A 15,859-nucleotide genomic window follows, 5' to 3' on the forward strand; every position below is an offset into this window, starting at 1 on the left:
GCCATTGGCAAAGCATCGATTGTTCCGCTCGAGCGACCTTGATTGCGCCCGCGAAATGGTCGCGCGCAAATATTGCGCGCACAAACTGGATATTCTGCCCGGCACCTCACAACTTGACGTGGTGCACAACCATGTGGCGACCGACGACCTATCGTTCAACTACATGCGCTATGGCGGCAAAGTAGAGATCAAGCCAGGTGAATTGGAAGAGTTTTATCTTATCCAAATCCCACTTCGTGGACGCGCTCAGGTAAAGAATGGCCATCAGATCGTTGACAGCTCACCCGAATTTGCCACCATCTTGAACCCAGACCTAAAAACCGAAATGGTCTGGCATGCAGATTGCGAAATGCTGCTCGTGCAAATTGATGCTCAGCGGGTCAAAGCAGAAGCCGAGCAATTCTTAGGGCGTCAGCTAAAATCACCTATTCGTTTTGAACCCACCATCCGCATGAAAGCAAAGCAGCTCGAAACGTGGCGGCAGAGATTGCGCCACATGTTCCAAGATGCAGACCGTGACGTGATGCCAACGTCGGGGTCAGAGATGATCCTTGAGCTACTGCAAGCTGCCCCAAGCAACATCCAATGCTTCTTTGATGCGCGGCCAACCGAACTCGCCAACAACCAAATGAAGCGCGCGATGGAGATTATCAAATCTCAATTTGATCTGGACCTAACGCTTGATGATATTGCGCGAGCTGCAGGCGCATCACCGCGTGCGTTGCAATATAGTTTTAAAAAGGCTTACAACCTAACGCCCATGCAGATGTTGCGATTGGAACGCCTTCGTTGGGCGCGGCACTTGTTGCTAGCACCCGGCCCGAACCAAACGGTTACTCAAATTGCACTTGATTTGGGCTTTCAGCATCTGGGGCGCTTTGCGCAAGAATACCGTGAAGCCTTTGGCGAAACGCCAAACCAAACTCTGTCGACGAGTAAGCGCCAATTCGATTAGTCCGGCAAAACCGCTGTCGCTTCAATTTCGATTTTCGCCTGATCCTCAATCAGGTCAGCAACCACAACCATGGTCATGGCGGGGAAATTGTAGCCCATCACTTCGCGATAGGCTTTGCCCACTTGCGCTTGCTTGGCCAAATACTCTTTTTTGTCCGTCACGAACCAAGTTAGACGCACAATGTCTTTTGGTTCGCCACCAGCTTGTTCGACCACCGCGACTATGTTGCGTAGGGCCTGTTTCATCTGTTCGATGAAATCATCGGTTTCAAAAACTTGATCAGCGTTCCAGCCGATTTGGCCGCCAACGAAAATCGTGCGCCCTTCAGCGATCATGCCGTTCGCGTAGCCTTTTGCTGGTTTCCAGCCTTCAGGGTGTAAACTGATGTTCGCCATTATGTCCGTTCCATAAAGTTATGAATATTATCTCTTACCGCTTGCGGCCATGATTTTGGTTTGCCCGTTTGCCCATCCACATGCACAAGGGTTGTGACAACGCTTACGCGCTTTTGATCTTTGCAATGCGCGTCAATGTCGAAGCTTACGCTGGTGCCACCCAAACGCGTGACCTGCAACGTCCAGTTCAGCATGTCACCCATGCGGCTAGGCGCATGAAATCGCGTTTCAATTGCAGCGGTTGGCACACCCGTATTTGCGTCGTCAAACATCGTCAGAAATGGATAGTTCGCCTCACGCTCAAACCACGTTTCAATTACCGTGTTCACCATTTCAAAATAACGCGGATAGAAAACGATTTTCGCCGGGTCACAATGACGGAACATCACTGGTTGATCATATTGGAAGGCCGCCATAATCAGACCCCCAAATACCGGTCAGCCAACTCAGGCGTCAACGCATCTGGCGTTCCCGTCCAAGCAGTGCGTCCGCGTTCAAGGATGACACAATGATCCGCGATTGGCAGCAATTCGGATAGGGTTTTATCAACAATCAAAATCGATTGCCCAGTTGCTTTTAACTCGCGCACAGCGCGCCAGATTTCTTCGCGGATAACCGGCGCCAACCCTTCGGTCGCTTCATCCAAAACAAGTAGCTTAGGATTGGTCATTAGCGCCCGGCCGATGGCTAGCATTTGTTGTTCGCCGCCAGAAAGGGTGTTGGCCATTTGGCCCTGCCGCTCTTCAAGGCGTGGGAACAACTCATATACTCGCGCAAGGCTCCATTCGCCCGCGCGAGCGGCTGCAACCAGGTTTTCTTCAACCGTAAGATTGGCGAAACAGCGCCGCCCTTCGGGCACCAACCCAACACCCAATTGGGCAACCTTGTGCGAAGGCATGGACCCGATGTCGCAACCTGCGAACTCAATTCGACCAGCCTTTTGCTTTGACATTCGGCAAAGGGTGCGAATTGTGGTGGTCTTGCCCATCCCATTGCGGCCCATCAGCGCCACAACTTCACCTTCGCCGACCTTAAGGCTAACCCCAAACAGCGCTTGCGAAGGACCGTAAAACACTTCGATATTTTCAATATCTAGGAGTTCGCTCATGCTGTTTCTCCCAAATAGGCTTCGCGCACCGCAGGATTGTTGCGAATTTCATCGACTGTCCCAGAAGCAACCACACGACCATAAACCAATACAGAGATCCGGTCCGCCAGAGAAAACACGGCATCCATATCATGCTCAATCAACAAGATCGGCGCCTCTTTGCGCAAACCATCCAGAAAGCTGATCAGCCGTTTCGAGCCCTCCGGCCCCATACCTGCCATGGGTTCATCGAGCAAAAACGCCTTCGGCTCCAGCGCCAGCGCCAGCGCAATTTCCAACTGTCGTCGTTCACCATGAGACAATTCAGCAGCGCTTACATCAGCGCGCCCTTCAAGCTCAACCCGCGCCAAAATCGCCATCGCGCGATCCACAAGCTTTTTATCTGTCCGCACATTTTTGAAAAAGCGATAGCTTGTGCCTGCGTTTGCTTGGACCGCAAGCATGACATTGCGCAGCGCCGAAAACTCCATAATCACAGAAGATATCTGGAAAGTGCGGCCCAATCCCAACTGTGCTCGTTCAGCCACATCAAGCCCGGCCAAATCTTGACCGTTGAAGATGACTGAACCGCTGTCTGACGACAACCCGCCGCAAATCTGTTTGATCAGCGTTGACTTACCCGCACCATTAGGACCGATCAGCGCGTGGATTTCACCCGCATTGAGGGTGATCGAAACATCGTCTGTGGCTTTCAACGCGCCAAAGCTTTTGTTGAGGTTTTTGATCTCAAGAATGGGATTAGTCATGGCGTGCCCTCCCCGCGATCAAACCAATCACCCCGCCTCGGGCAAACAACACAACCCCAAGCAATACAAGCCCTAAGAAGAACTGCCAATGCTCGGTCATGCCGCCAAAGATAAACTCGAAAATGATGTAAATAATGGCACCAGCAAGCGGCCCGTATAGACGGCCAACACCACCCAAAATCACCAAAATCATGATCTCACCCGACATATGCCAAGAGAGCATTGAAGGGGAAACAAACCGGTTGAGGTCTGCGAAAAGCGCCCCAGCTAGTCCGGTCATCATGCCTGAAATAACAAAAGCGGTAAGCTTGATGTTAAAGGGTTTTACGCCAACAGCGCTCAAACGCTCTTCATTTTGCCGTGCAGATTGCAGCGCAGCACCAAAACGCGAATTCTTCAACGTTGCTGAAAGCCAAATGCCAGCCATCAACAGCGCAAAGCAGATGAAATAGAACCCTTGCGGATCAAGCGTGTTCACGCCGGGAAACGCATTGCGCACATAGATAGACAAACCATCTTCGCCCCCATAGGCGGGCCAAGAAATCGCAAAGTAGTAGATCATCTGCGCGAACGCTAAGGTGATCATGATGAAATAGACGCCAGACGTTCTAAGGCTCAACAGCCCGATCAAATAGGCACCAATGCCCGAGACGATAATCGCGACCAGCCAAATGATCAGCATTTGGTTGGTGCCTTCGATCAAAAACGGGCTTTCCATAATCGGCGTATAATTGAGCGCGTGACTGGCCAAAATGCCTGCCGCATATCCACCCAAGCCAAAGAATGCTGCATGGCCAAAGGACACAAGGCCACCAGTGCCAAGCGCCAAATTCAACCCAACGCCGGCCAGTCCCAATATCGCAACCCGCGTTGCAAGGGTGATATAGAAAGGCTCATCGATCGCAGTGGCCACAAACGGCAGTGCCAGCATGCCAATGGTCAGGAAAATATTGAGAAGTGTTTCACGAGAAAGACTAGCCATTTTGCGACACCAATCCTTCTGGTTTGAAGATCAAAACCACCGCCATCAACACATAGATCAACATTGAGGACAAAGACGACCCGATGGAGTTTGCCGCGCTTGGGTCCATAAACAGGCCAAACAATGAAGGGAGGGAAACACGCCCGAGCGTGTCCACAATCCCGACCAAAATTGAGGCGATCAAAGCGCCCTTAATCGAACCAATACCGCCAATCACGATAACCACGAAAGCTAGGATCAACACTGGCTCGCCCATACCCACTTGCACCGATTGCAAGGCACCAACAAGCGCGCCAGCGAAGCCAGCGAGCCCAGCGCCCAATGCAAATACAATTGTGTAGAGCGTGCGAATATCTACACCGAGTGCGGCGATCATTTCGCGGTCTGCTTCGCCAGCGCGGATACGAATGCCAAGTCGGGTTTTTGCAATAAGCAAATAAAGTCCCAAGGCCACCAAGCCACCAACGACAATGATTGAAAGACGATAAATTGGGTAAGGCAATCCGCCGGGCAGAGTGATCGGACCAGCCAAAATTGCAGGCACGTCCAAAAACAGCGGGAACGAACCAAAGATAAACCGGCACCCTTCAGAGAAGATCAAAATCAGGGCAAACGTTGCCAACACTTGGTCCAGATGATCGCGATTATACAATCGCCGGATCACAGTCATCTCAATTAGGGCGCCAGCAAATGCGGCAGCAACTATTGAAGCAACAAGACCAAGCCAGAAGGAGCCAGTTGCAGCGGCCACTGCCGCGCAAGCAAAAGCGCCAACCATATAGAGTGAGCCATGGGCAAGATTGATCAAACCCATCACGCCGAACACCAAGGTCAATCCAGCCGCCATCAGAAATAGCGTGACGCCAAATTGCAGTCCGTTCAGCAATTGCTCGAAAAAAAGGGCAGCTGTCATGGAGTAATCGTCCGACTAGAGCCTACATAAGGAACATGCGGAGCGCGAAAGCACCCCGCACGTTAGTTCAAAGATTACATGCCACACTCTTGGGCATATGCATCTTGGTGCTGTTCAAGACCCAAGCCAACAATCTTGTTGGTCAACACATCACCCTCTTTCACCACTTCACGAACATAGATGTTTTGAATTGGGTGTTGGTTGTTGCCGAACCGGAAGTCACCACGTACAGAATCAAACTCTGCAACTTTCAGCGCAGCGCGGAACGCATCTGCATCTTTCACATCAGCACCTTCAAGCGCCGACAAGATCAAGTTCGCGGTGTCAAAACCTTGGCTTGCATACAGTGAAGGCAAACGGCCATAAGCTTCTTGGAAGCTGGCAACAAATGCCTTGTTGGCTTCATTATCTAGGTCTTTTGACCATTGTGAAGAGTTCTTCACACCAAGCGCTGCGTCGCCAACCGCACCCAAAATGCCTTGGTCGAATGAGAATGCAGGGCCAAGCACCGGAATATCAACGCCAGATGCCGCATATTGTTTCATGAACGCAATGCCCATGCCCCCTGGCAAGAAGAAGAATACGCTGTCAGCACCAGAGGCGCGGATTTGCGCAATTTCTGCCGCGTAATCAGTTGCGCCAAGTTTGGTGTAAACCTCACCAGCCAAATCGCCTTCATAAAAACGCTTATAACCCGTCAAGGCATCCTTGCCCGCTGGATAGTTTGGCGCAAGGATATAGCTGTTTTTGTAGCCAACAGAATTTGCATAAGCACCCATGGCTTCGTGCAAATTATCATTCTGCCACGCCACGTTGAAGTAGTTTGGATGACACCCTTTGCCCGCCAATGGAGATGGGCCAGCATTTGGTGACAAGTAGAATTTGCCCTGCGCTGTTGCAGATGGAATTACCGCCATCGCAAGGTTTGACCAAATAATACCAGTGAGAATATCGACTTTCTCGCTTTGGATCATTTTGTCTGCGATTTGCACGGCCAACTCAGGCTTGCGTGCATCATCTTCAATCACGACTTCAACATCTTTATTGTCAGATTGATTGATCGCCAGCATAAAGCCATCGCGCACATCAATGCCAAGACCAGAACCGCCACCTGATAGGGTCGTGATCATGCCGATCTTCGCCCCACCAGCATAGGCCATGCTCGTGGCTGCAAGCGATAGTGCAAGCGCACTCGCCGCTATCTTTTTCAAGTGTTTCATACTTTCCTCCCAATTAATGTCACCTCAAAACTGGTGACCGCTTTGTGATAAGAAGAAGGTTAGAGAGGTGGTGTTTTTTGTAAAGCGTGAATTGCTTTAATTGGCTTGTAGCCGCAAACCAATCTGGCATTTCCAACACACAGGTCACCTCAATTGGCAATACACCAACGGGCAACTCGTTACTCTCCTCAGCTCTTCTCATCCCTCCTCAGTGTGCATGAATTTCAATATATTTCAATATTAAAATATCAAGCTTAAAGCATCGCCGGATTAAGGCGCAAACTGTTGACACAGTGCAGATTTCGCGTCCGCCAAATCATCAATGACGTTGAAATGGTGGCGCTCAGCCTCCTCGTGCCACTCCGTCTGCACACCAAATCCCGCCCAAATTTCCGCCAGCAATTTGTTTTGCCGTAAAAACTCAGGTCGCTCATCGGCGCCCACCCAGCACATCAAATCCGAATCTTCCATCGGGCGTTGTAACGCAGCACTTTCAGCCATCGCCTCATCTTCATCCAGATAGAGCGTCTCGTTCATTTTTGTGTTCATCAAGGGCCGCAAATCATGCAGCCCGGAAATCGATACGACTTTTTCAATTCGCTTTTGCACAAAGCGTTGCAAAGGCGTCTCGCTGCAAATTTGTCGGCTCACCAAATGCCCGCCAGCTGAATGCCCAGACAGACGGATAGGCCCATCTATTTTGGCAGCAGCAAATTCTATTGCGCGGGCGATTTGCCCAGTCATTTGTGTCAATGAAGCATCAGGCGCCAACGTGTAGCTTGGCAGCGCAACCGCCCACCCATTGTCCAGCGCACCTTTTGCCAGATGGGACCAACTTGATTTGTCGAAAGCCATCCAATAGCCACCATGCACAAACATCGCCAAACCTTTTGGCAGACTTTCTGGCATGAACAGATCCATCTGTTCACGCGGCGCATCACCATAGGATAAATCAAGCTTCGCGCGACCAAGGGCCGTCAATTCCTCGCGAAACGCAGCAGCCAAAGCGGCCCAGCGCGGCGGAAAGTCATCCGCCCCATCAATATAGGCACCATTGGAATAAGCATCATCCCAATCTTTGATCAAAGGCTGCTTCACGTCGCTGTTCATCCCCTATTGGTTGCGCAACCGCCAGGTTTTGGCAAGTCACCACAATCAAATCCTCACCCATATTGAGGCACGATTTCAAAAATACTTCAAGCCTAAAATTTTGAGCTTGAAATACATTTTCGACAGTGCCATCATATTGAAAATTGAACGGGAGGGTTTGATGAGAATTTTGTGCCTCGGCGGCGGCCCAGCTGCGCTCTATTTTGCCATCAGCATGAAGCTGCGCGATCCATCGCATAACATCACCATCATCGAACGCAACCAAGCCGACGACACCTTTGGCTGGGGCGTCGTTTTGAGCGATGAGACCCTCGACAATATGGCGGTCAACGACAAAATCTCGTCCGATATGATCCGCGAGCACTTCGCCTATTGGGACGATATTGCGGTGCATCACCGTGGCACAAAAACTGTATCCACAGGCCATGGATTTTGTGGCGTTGGCCGCAAACAAATGCTTTTGCTTTTGCAAGAGCGCGCCCGCCAACTAAACATTGAAATGCAGTTCGGCACCGAAGCAAAACCAGCCACTGAATATATGAAAGAATATGACCTGGTGGTCGGTGCCGACGGGCTCAATTCGAAAACGCGCACAGAGTTTGCAGGCCATTTCAAGCCCGACATCGATGTACGCGCCTGTAAATTTGTATGGCTGGGCACCCACCAAAAATTTGATGACGCATTCACCTTCATCTTTGAAGAAACCGAGCATGGCTGGGTTTGGGCCCACGCCTATCAGTTTGACAACGACACGGCCACATTCATTGTCGAGTGCGGCCAAGAAACCTTCGACAAGTTCGGCTTTGGCGAACTAAGCCAGCAAGAAAGCATCGCGATTTGCGAACAGATTTTCAAGGACCATCTAGGCGGTCATAGCTTGATGACCAATGCCAAGCATATCCGTGGTTCTGCTTGGATCAATTTCCCACGCGTCCTGTGCGAAAAATGGCACCATGAGAATGTTGTGCTTTTGGGCGATGCCTCCGCAACAGCCCACTTCTCAATTGGCTCAGGCACAAAGCTAGCCTTTGAAAGCGCCATCGCTCTTGCAGAATTTTTGCACACAGAACCAACAATGGAAGATGCGTTCAAAAAATACCAAGAAGACCGTCGCTTAGATGTTTTGCGTTTGCAGTCAGCGGCCCGCAATTCCACCGAATGGTTTGAGCAAGTAGAACGCTATCTCGATCTTGATCCTGTACAATTCAACTATTCATTGCTGACCCGCTCACAACGCATTAGCCACGAAAATCTGCGCCTGCGCGATCCTGAATGGCTTAAATCTGCCGAGACTTGGTTTCAGACCCAAGCCGGTGCAAAAAACACCCACCGCGCGCCAATGTTTGCCCCGTTCAAACTACGCGAGATGGAATTGGAAAACCGCGTCGTCGTATCTCCGATGGCTCAATATAAAGCCAAAGGGGGCTGCCCCACAGACTGGCACTTCTCCCATTATGCGGAAAGAGCCAAAGGCGGCGCGGGACTTGTTTATGTGGAAATGACCTGCGTTTCACCTGAAGGTCGCATCACACCTGGCTGCCCAGGCCTTTATGCACCAGAACATGAAACAGCTTGGAAGCGTATTACTGATTTCGTGCATGCCGAAACAAGCGCCAAGATGTGCTGCCAAATTGGCCATTCAGGCCGCAAAGGCTCCACCCAATTGGGCTGGGAAGAAATGGATGCCCCGCTTAAGAACGACAATTGGCCACTTCTTTCAGCGTCGGACATTCCTTGGTCAAAAAATAACGCTACACCAAAGGCAATGGATCGCGCTGATATGGATATGGTGCGCGACCAATTCGTATCCTCAGTTGAAATGGCAGAACGATCCGGATTTGACATGATCGAATTGCACGCAGCCCACGGCTATTTGATTTCATCCTTCATTTCCCCAATGTCCAACAATCGCAGCGACGAGTATGGCGGTTCGCTTGAAAATCGCATGCGCTATCCACTCGAAGTTGCCCGCGCCATGCGCGCTGTATGGCCAGACGAAAAGCCAATGTCTGTGCGCATTTCAGCGAATGACTGGGTTGGCGATGACGGCGTAACGCCCGAAGAAGCGGTAGAGATCGCCAAGATGTTCGCTGAAACCGGCATCGATATTATTGATGTGTCAGCAGGGCAAACTTCGACTGACGCTAAGCCGGTTTATGGTCGCATGTTCCAAACACCATTTTCAGACCGTATCCGCAACGATACCGGGCTTAAAACAATGGCGGTGGGCAACATTTATGAACCCGACCATGTGAATTCAATTCTAATTGCTGGGCGCGCCGATTTGGTTTGCCTTGCGCGACCACACCTTGCCAATCCATACTGGACGCTACACGCAGCAGCGGCGCTGGGTGACAAACAAACTGAATGGCCCGATCCATATCACCCCGGCCGCGATCAAATGATGCGCCTCGCTGAACGCGCTGAAGGCATAGGGATCAAGGTATGAGCATTTCTGGCAAAAAGGTTTTGATCACAGGTGGCGGCACCGGCGTTGGCGCAGATATGGCCCTCGCCTTCGCTGAGAAAGGCGCAAATGTCTTCATTTCTGGTCGCACAAAAGCGTCTCTTCACAAGGTCGCGGCAAAACACAAGTCCATCCAAGCCGTAGTTGCAGATGTGACCGACGAAAACTCGGTCAAAGCCCTGTTCGACCAAATTGGCCCCATGGACATTGTAGTTGCCAATGCAGGCGCGGCGGAAAGTGCCCCAATTGTCAAAACAGACCTAGACAGTTGGAACCGCATGATCGCAGTCAATCTAACTGGCGTATTTCTAACCCTCAAAGAGGGCCTAGTGCGTATGCAGGGCAAAGATTGGGGCCGTCTAATTTCTGTTGCTTCAACTGCGGGCCTAAAAGGCTATGCCTATGTTGCACCATATACCGCCGCCAAACATGGCGTGGTTGGCCTCACCAAATCTGTGGCGCTTGAAGTGGCGAAAAAGGGCATCACCGTCAACGCGATCTGCCCAGGGTTTCTCAACACAGAAATGACGGACCGGTCCGTTGAAACGATTGTTGAAAAGACCGGCATGAAAGAAGATGACGCGCGTGCAACCATCGCAAAAAACAACCCGCAAGGGCGACTAATCGAACCATCAGAAGTATCTGCCACCGCACTTTGGCTATGTGGCGAAGGTTCTGATGGGATCAATGGACAAGCCATTTCAATTTCAGGGGGCGAAATATGAGCGTGGCAAACGAGAAACTTGAAGACCAACCTGTAAGCAAACAGCGATTGCGGCTTTGGCTGCAAATGCTCAAAACCACACGGTTCATCGAAAACGAATTGCGTGAAGAACTCCGGCTTGGCTTTCAATCCACCCTGCCGCGTTTTGATGTGATGGCCATGCTCGATCGCACCCGCGAAGGGCTGCGCATGAGCCAGCTCTCCAAACAATTGATGGTCTCAAACGGCAATGTCACCGGCATCATTGATCGATTGGTGCAAGAAGGTTTTGTGATGCGGGTGCAAGTAAAGGGCGACAAGCGCGCCACCCTCGTGCGCCTCACCCCTAAAGGCATCGAAAAATTTGCCGAAATGGCAGCAGAGCACGAGCGCTGGATCAACGAGCATCTCAAAGAGATCGACGAAACCGAAATCGGACATTTCATCGACATTCTATCAAAAGTGCGGGAGGAAGATCATTGACCCCCGTTTCGATGAAAGACTTGAAACCAGAGCACTTTTCTTGGGAAATGGATGGCCGGGTTGCTATCATCAACCTGCTGCGACCTGAGCGCAAAAACCCGCTGACCTTTGAAAGCTACGCCGAGTTGCGCGACACGTTCCGGCAGATGGTTTACGCTGACGATGTCGATGTGGTGGTGTTCAAATCCAATGGCGGCAACTTCTGCTCCGGCGGCGATGTGCACGACATTATTGGCCCGCTCGTCAATATGGATATGAAGCAGCTGTTGGCCTTTACCCGCATGACCGGCGATTTGGTCAAAGCCATGCTCTATTGCGGCAAACCAATCATCTCCGCAATTGATGGTGTTTGCGTTGGCGCAGGTGCCATCATCGCCATGTGCTCAGATTTACGCCTTGCCACACCGGAAGCCAAAACCGCGTTCCTGTTTACCCGTGTTGGCCTCGCAGGTTGTGATATGGGCGCATGCGCAATGTTGCCACGCATCATCGGCCAAGGCCGCGCCGCAGAACTGCTATATACCGGCCGATCCATGAGCGCGGAAGAAGGCGCAAACTGGGGCTTTTTCAATGCCCTGCATAGCGCCGACGAGCTCGAGACAGCGGCCATCAAAATGGCGCAACGCATTGCTTCAGGTCCAACATTTGCCCACGGCATCACCAAGACCCAATTGAACCAGGAATGGAACATGTCGCTGGACCAAGCGATCGAGGCAGAAGCTCAAGCGCAAGCCATTTGCATGCAAACCCAAGATTTTGAGCGCGCCTACAACGCTTTTGTGAAAAAAGAAAAACCGGTTTTTGAGGGCGACTGATGTCAGATAAGAGCTTTCTGAATTGGCCTTTTTTTGAAGACAAACACCGCGCACTGTCTCAAGAACTTGAAGCATGGTGCAGTGCAAACCTGCCTGTCGATCATTCGGACACGGACGCTGCCTGCCAAAAGCTTGTTGCTGATCTGGGCGCCGCTGGCTTTCTTATCCATTCAGGCGCAAACATAGACGAAAAGCTCGACGTGCGCAGCCTTTGCTTGATCCGCGAAACGCTTGCACGCCATGATGGGCTGGCCGATTTTGCCTTTGCCATGCAGGGCCTTGGCATGGGCGCGGTATCTTTGTTTGGCACCAGTGAACAGCGTGACTGGCTGAAGAAAACACGTTCCGGCGAAGCCATCTCTGCATTCGCACTAAGCGAGCCAAAATCAGGATCAGACGTTGCCAATATCGAATGCAGCGCTGAACTGAAGGGCAATCATTATGTCCTGAACGGCGAAAAAACGTGGATATCAAATGGCGGCATTGCTAATATCTATGTTGTGTTTGCGCGCACAGGCGAAGGCCCCGGCGCAAAAGGACTTTCCGCCTTTTTGGTTCCCGCAGATACAGACGGGCTCGAAATCGCCGAGCGCATCGATGTTGTCGCCCCACATCCGCTGGCGCGTCTCAAATTCACTGATATGCAATTGCCGCCTTCCGCAATGATCGGTTCGCCAGGGCAAGGCTTCAAGATCGCCATGTCGGTCTTGGATGTTTTCCGCTCAACTGTAGGCGCTGCGGCCCTTGGCTTTGCGCGCCGTGCATTGGACGAAACGCTCAATCGCGCATCAAACCGCGAACTGTTCGGCGCACCGCTTTTTGATTTACAAATGGTTCAGGGCCACATTGCAGATATGGCGCTTGATGTAGATGCCGCCGCGTTACTCGTTTATCGCGCCGCATGGACAAAAGATATGGGCGCAGAACGCGTGACGCGCGAAGCCGCCATGGCCAAGCTATACGCCACAGACAAAGCACAAGAAGTTATTGATAAGGCTGTTCAAATCCACGGAGGGGATGGAGTTCGCAAGGGCTCGATTGTGGAAAGCCTATATCGCGAGATTCGCGCATTACGCATTTATGAGGGCGCATCTGACGTCCAAAAAATCGTGATCGCGCGGCAAGCAATGGGAGAGAGATCATGAAGCTGGGACCATCGGCGCATACCGACACGTTTACGCGGGACAACCTGCCGCCAGAAGACCAATGGCCGACCTTTCTCACTGAGAATTTCAACTATCCTGAGCGGATTAATGTTGGCCGCATCTTAACCGATGGCATGGTCGAAAAAGGTTTTGGCGACAATGTCGCGCTAATTGGCAATGGCCGTCAGCGCACTTACAAAGAACTTGCTGATTGGACGAACCGCCTCGCCCACACATTGGTAGAAGACTATGGGGTAAAGCCGGGCAACCGCATTCTCATTCGCTCCGCCAACAACCCTGCAATGGTTGCCTGCTGGCTCGCAGCCACAAAGGCAGGCGCAGTGGTGGTCAACACCATGCCTATGCTACGCGCGGGTGAATTGTCGGCCATCGTCGACAAAGCCGAAATCAGCTTTGCGCTCTGCGACAGCCGGATGATGGATGAAATCGTTTCATGCGGAAAAACCTCGAAATTTCTCAAAACCATTGTCAGCTTTGATGGCACCGCCAACCACGACGCGGAACTTGATCGGATTGCCCTCGGCAAACCCGTCAAGTTTGATTGCGTAGATACGGGCCGCGACGATGTGGCACTTTTGGGCTTCACCTCCGGCACCACAGGTGATCCCAAAGCCACCATGCATTTCCATCGCGATCTCTTGATGATTGCCGATGGCTATGCGCAAGAAGTGCTCGGCGTTACCCCAAAAGATGTCTTCGTTGGCTCGCCCCCATTGGCGTTCACTTTTGGTCTTGGCGGCCTAGCGATCTTCCCGCTTCGGTTTGGCGCGACGGCGACGCTGCTGGAAACTGCCTCTCCCGCAAATATGATCGAAATCATCGAAACCCACAAAGCCACCATTTGCTTCACAGCCCCCACCGCTTACCGAGCCATGATGCGCGCCATGGATGAAGGCGCTGACCTTTCAACATTGCGATGTGCGGTGTCTGCAGGCGAGACGCTCCCTGCTCCCGTATTTGATGAATGGCGCGAAAAAACCGGCAAACCAATGCTTGATGGCATTGGTGCCACCGAAATGCTGCACATTTTCATCACCAATCGATTTGAAGATGCAAAAGCGGCGTGCACTGGGCGTCCTGTGACCGGCTATGAAGCGAAAGTCGTCGACGACAACATGAACGAAATGCCACGTGGCGAACCTGGTCGCTTGGCCGTTCGCGGCCCAACCGGATGTCGATATCTGGCCGATGATCGCCAAGCCAAATATGTGCGCGACGGTTGGAATATTACCGGCGATACATTTGTGCAAGATGATCATGGCTATTTCCATTTCGCCGCCCGCAATGATGATATGATCGTCTCTGCTGGCTACAACATTGCCGGCCCTGAAGTTGAAGCCGCCCTATTGGCGCACCCGCATGTGGTTGAGTGCGCCGTGGTTGGCGCACCGGATGAGGATCGCGGCTTTATCGTTCAGGCGCATGTTGTTTTGGCCGATGATGTGCCAAAAGATGAATACACCATCAAGCGATTGCAGGATCATGTGAAAGCCACCATCGCACCCTATAAATATCCGCGTTCTGTGATCTTCACCGACGCACTGCCAAAAACCCAAACGGGCAAGATCCAGCGTTTTCAATTGCGAGCATCGTAAAAGTCAAATGAGCATTTTTCAAAAGACCAAATCCATGTTTCACCTGCCCGAAGGTGTGATTTATCTCGATGGCAATTCTTTGGGACCCTTGCCCAAAGCAACGCCCGAGAAGGTGGGCAGCATGTTGACCCAAGAGTGGGGCGACATGCTGATCACCGGCTGGAACAAAGCCGATTGGATGGGACAACCAGCACGCATTGGAGACCGTATCGGTAAACTCATTGGCGCACCCGCTGGCTACGTGGTTATGGGTGATACATTGTCGATCAAGGTCTACCAAGCCGTGGCGTCAGCGCTTGAGCTAAACCAAAGCCGCAAAGTAGTCCTTTCAGACAATGGCAATTTCCCCACAGATCTTTACATGGTCGATGGTCTGCTGAAGTCACTCAACAACGGGCATGAACTGCGCCTTGCCGATCCTGAAAATGTGGAAGCTGAGCTAAGCGAAGAGATCGCCGTGTTGATGCTCACCGAGGTGGATTACCGCACTGGCCGCAAGCACGACATGAAAACGATCACCGAAAAAGCGCATGCGCTTGGTATCATCGTGATTTGGGACTTGGCCCACTCTGCTGGCGCGGTTGAAGTTGACCTTACCGCTTGCGACGCCGACTTTGCCGTGGGCTGTACCTACAAATACCTAAACGGTGGCCCGGGCGCACCCGCCTTCATCTATGTGGCGCCCAAACATCAGAACAATATCCGCCCTGCCCTTTCTGGCTGGATGGGACATGCCTCCCCCTTCGCGTTTGATCTAGATTATCAGGCAGGTGCTGGCATCGAACGGATGCGCGTTGGTACACCGCCAGTGATTGCGCTCACAGCGCTTGAAGCGTCCCTAGACATTTGGGACATGGTCTCAATGGCCGACGTGCGCGCCAAATCAATTCAATTGTGCGATCTGTTTATTTCAGAGGTGGAGGCGCGTTGCCCAAACCTTGAATTGGCCAGTCCGCGCGATGGCAACAATCGCGGTTCGCAGGTTTCATTCAAATTCGAACATGCCTATGCCGGCATGCAGGCCCTTATTGCCAACGGTGTGATCGGCGATTTCCGTGCGCCAAACTCTATGCGTTTTGGCTTCACCCCACTTTACATCGACGAAGATGATGTTGTTGGTGCAGCCACAATATTGGAACGTGTCATCAATGAAAAGTTGTGGGATAATCCGCAATATCAAACACGGTCACGAGTAACCTAA

At 51.8% G+C, this 15,859-nt stretch carries 16 protein-coding genes; 8 read left to right on the top strand and 8 right to left on the bottom strand.

Annotated features, from left to right (window positions below; translation table 11 throughout):
* Nucleotides 1-55 precede the first annotated feature (55 nt).
* Nucleotides 56-955, top strand: a complete 900-nt coding sequence (locus QQL65_RS01225) for an AraC family transcriptional regulator (RefSeq protein ID WP_284361220.1) — start codon at nt 56-58, stop codon at nt 953-955.
* On the opposite strand, the gene QQL65_RS01230 is transcribed toward QQL65_RS01225, so the two are convergent.
* The 8 genes from QQL65_RS01230 to QQL65_RS01265 all read right to left on the bottom strand — a co-directional run bounded on the left by QQL65_RS01230 (nt 952) and on the right by QQL65_RS01265 (nt 7,429).
* Nucleotides 952-1,350, bottom strand: coding sequence for a RidA family protein (locus QQL65_RS01230; protein ID WP_284361223.1), 399 nt, complete (start codon nt 1,348-1,350; stop codon nt 952-954). The genes QQL65_RS01225 and QQL65_RS01230 overlap by 4 nt on opposite strands.
* Nucleotides 1,350-1,766 carry an acyl-CoA thioesterase gene (locus QQL65_RS01235; RefSeq protein WP_284361224.1) on the bottom strand — a complete coding sequence of 139 codons (417 nt, stop codon included), beginning with the start codon at nt 1,764-1,766 and terminating at the stop codon, nt 1,350-1,352. The genes QQL65_RS01230 and QQL65_RS01235 overlap by 1 nt, the downstream gene beginning before the upstream one ends.
* A gap of 2 nt (nt 1,767-1,768) precedes the next feature.
* Nucleotides 1,769-2,458 carry an ABC transporter ATP-binding protein gene (locus tag QQL65_RS01240; protein ID WP_284361226.1) on the bottom strand — a complete coding sequence of 230 codons (690 nt, stop codon included), beginning with the start codon at nt 2,456-2,458 and terminating at the stop codon, nt 1,769-1,771.
* A complete protein-coding gene (locus QQL65_RS01245; protein WP_284361228.1) occupies nt 2,455-3,204 on the bottom strand; it encodes an ABC transporter ATP-binding protein in 750 nt (249 codons plus the stop codon). Before QQL65_RS01245 ends, QQL65_RS01240 begins: the two co-directional genes overlap by 4 nt.
* Complete coding sequence (locus QQL65_RS01250) at nt 3,197-4,186, bottom strand: branched-chain amino acid ABC transporter permease (RefSeq protein WP_284361229.1); 990 nt, start codon at nt 4,184-4,186, stop codon at nt 3,197-3,199. The genes QQL65_RS01245 and QQL65_RS01250 overlap by 8 nt, the downstream gene beginning before the upstream one ends.
* Nucleotides 4,179-5,099 (bottom strand): branched-chain amino acid ABC transporter permease, encoded by a 921-nt coding sequence (locus QQL65_RS01255; RefSeq protein ID WP_284361232.1) that lies wholly within the window; start codon nt 5,097-5,099, stop codon nt 4,179-4,181. The genes QQL65_RS01250 and QQL65_RS01255 overlap by 8 nt, the downstream gene beginning before the upstream one ends.
* A gap of 74 nt (nt 5,100-5,173) precedes the next feature.
* Nucleotides 5,174-6,319, bottom strand: coding sequence for an ABC transporter substrate-binding protein (locus QQL65_RS01260; protein ID WP_284361235.1), 1,146 nt, complete (start codon nt 6,317-6,319; stop codon nt 5,174-5,176).
* Nucleotides 6,320-6,589: 270 nt separating this feature from the next.
* Complete coding sequence (locus QQL65_RS01265) at nt 6,590-7,429, bottom strand: alpha/beta hydrolase (protein ID WP_284361238.1); 840 nt, start codon at nt 7,427-7,429, stop codon at nt 6,590-6,592.
* A gap of 160 nt (nt 7,430-7,589) precedes the next feature.
* Here QQL65_RS01265 and QQL65_RS01270 point away from each other — a divergent pair, with 160 nt between their 5' ends.
* The 7 genes from QQL65_RS01270 to kynU are packed head-to-tail and all read left to right on the top strand — an operon-like array spanning nt 7,590 to nt 15,859.
* Nucleotides 7,590-9,878, top strand: a complete 2,289-nt coding sequence (locus QQL65_RS01270) for a bifunctional salicylyl-CoA 5-hydroxylase/oxidoreductase (protein WP_284361240.1) — start codon at nt 7,590-7,592, stop codon at nt 9,876-9,878.
* Nucleotides 9,875-10,621 (top strand): SDR family NAD(P)-dependent oxidoreductase, encoded by a 747-nt coding sequence (locus QQL65_RS01275; RefSeq protein ID WP_284361242.1) that lies wholly within the window; start codon nt 9,875-9,877, stop codon nt 10,619-10,621. Before QQL65_RS01270 ends, QQL65_RS01275 begins: the two co-directional genes overlap by 4 nt.
* A complete protein-coding gene (locus QQL65_RS01280; protein WP_284361245.1) occupies nt 10,618-11,082 on the top strand; it encodes a MarR family winged helix-turn-helix transcriptional regulator in 465 nt (154 codons plus the stop codon). Before QQL65_RS01275 ends, QQL65_RS01280 begins: the two co-directional genes overlap by 4 nt.
* Nucleotides 11,083-11,093: 11 nt before the next feature.
* Nucleotides 11,094-11,897, top strand: a complete 804-nt coding sequence (locus QQL65_RS01285; RefSeq protein WP_284362052.1) for an enoyl-CoA hydratase family protein — start codon at nt 11,094-11,096, stop codon at nt 11,895-11,897.
* Nucleotides 11,897-13,042, top strand: a complete 1,146-nt coding sequence (locus QQL65_RS01290; RefSeq protein ID WP_284361247.1) for an acyl-CoA dehydrogenase family protein — start codon at nt 11,897-11,899, stop codon at nt 13,040-13,042. The genes QQL65_RS01285 and QQL65_RS01290 overlap by 1 nt, the downstream gene beginning before the upstream one ends.
* A complete protein-coding gene (locus tag QQL65_RS01295) occupies nt 13,039-14,658 on the top strand; it encodes an AMP-binding protein (RefSeq protein WP_284361249.1) in 1,620 nt (539 codons plus the stop codon). The genes QQL65_RS01290 and QQL65_RS01295 overlap by 4 nt, the downstream gene beginning before the upstream one ends.
* Nucleotides 14,659-14,665: 7 nt before the next feature.
* A complete protein-coding gene (gene kynU / locus QQL65_RS01300; protein ID WP_284361251.1) occupies nt 14,666-15,859 on the top strand; it encodes a kynureninase in 1,194 nt (397 codons plus the stop codon).

Origin of the sequence: Maritalea porphyrae, from assembly GCF_030159895.1 — a bacterium.
GTDB lineage: Bacteria > Pseudomonadota > Alphaproteobacteria > Rhizobiales > Devosiaceae > Maritalea > Maritalea porphyrae.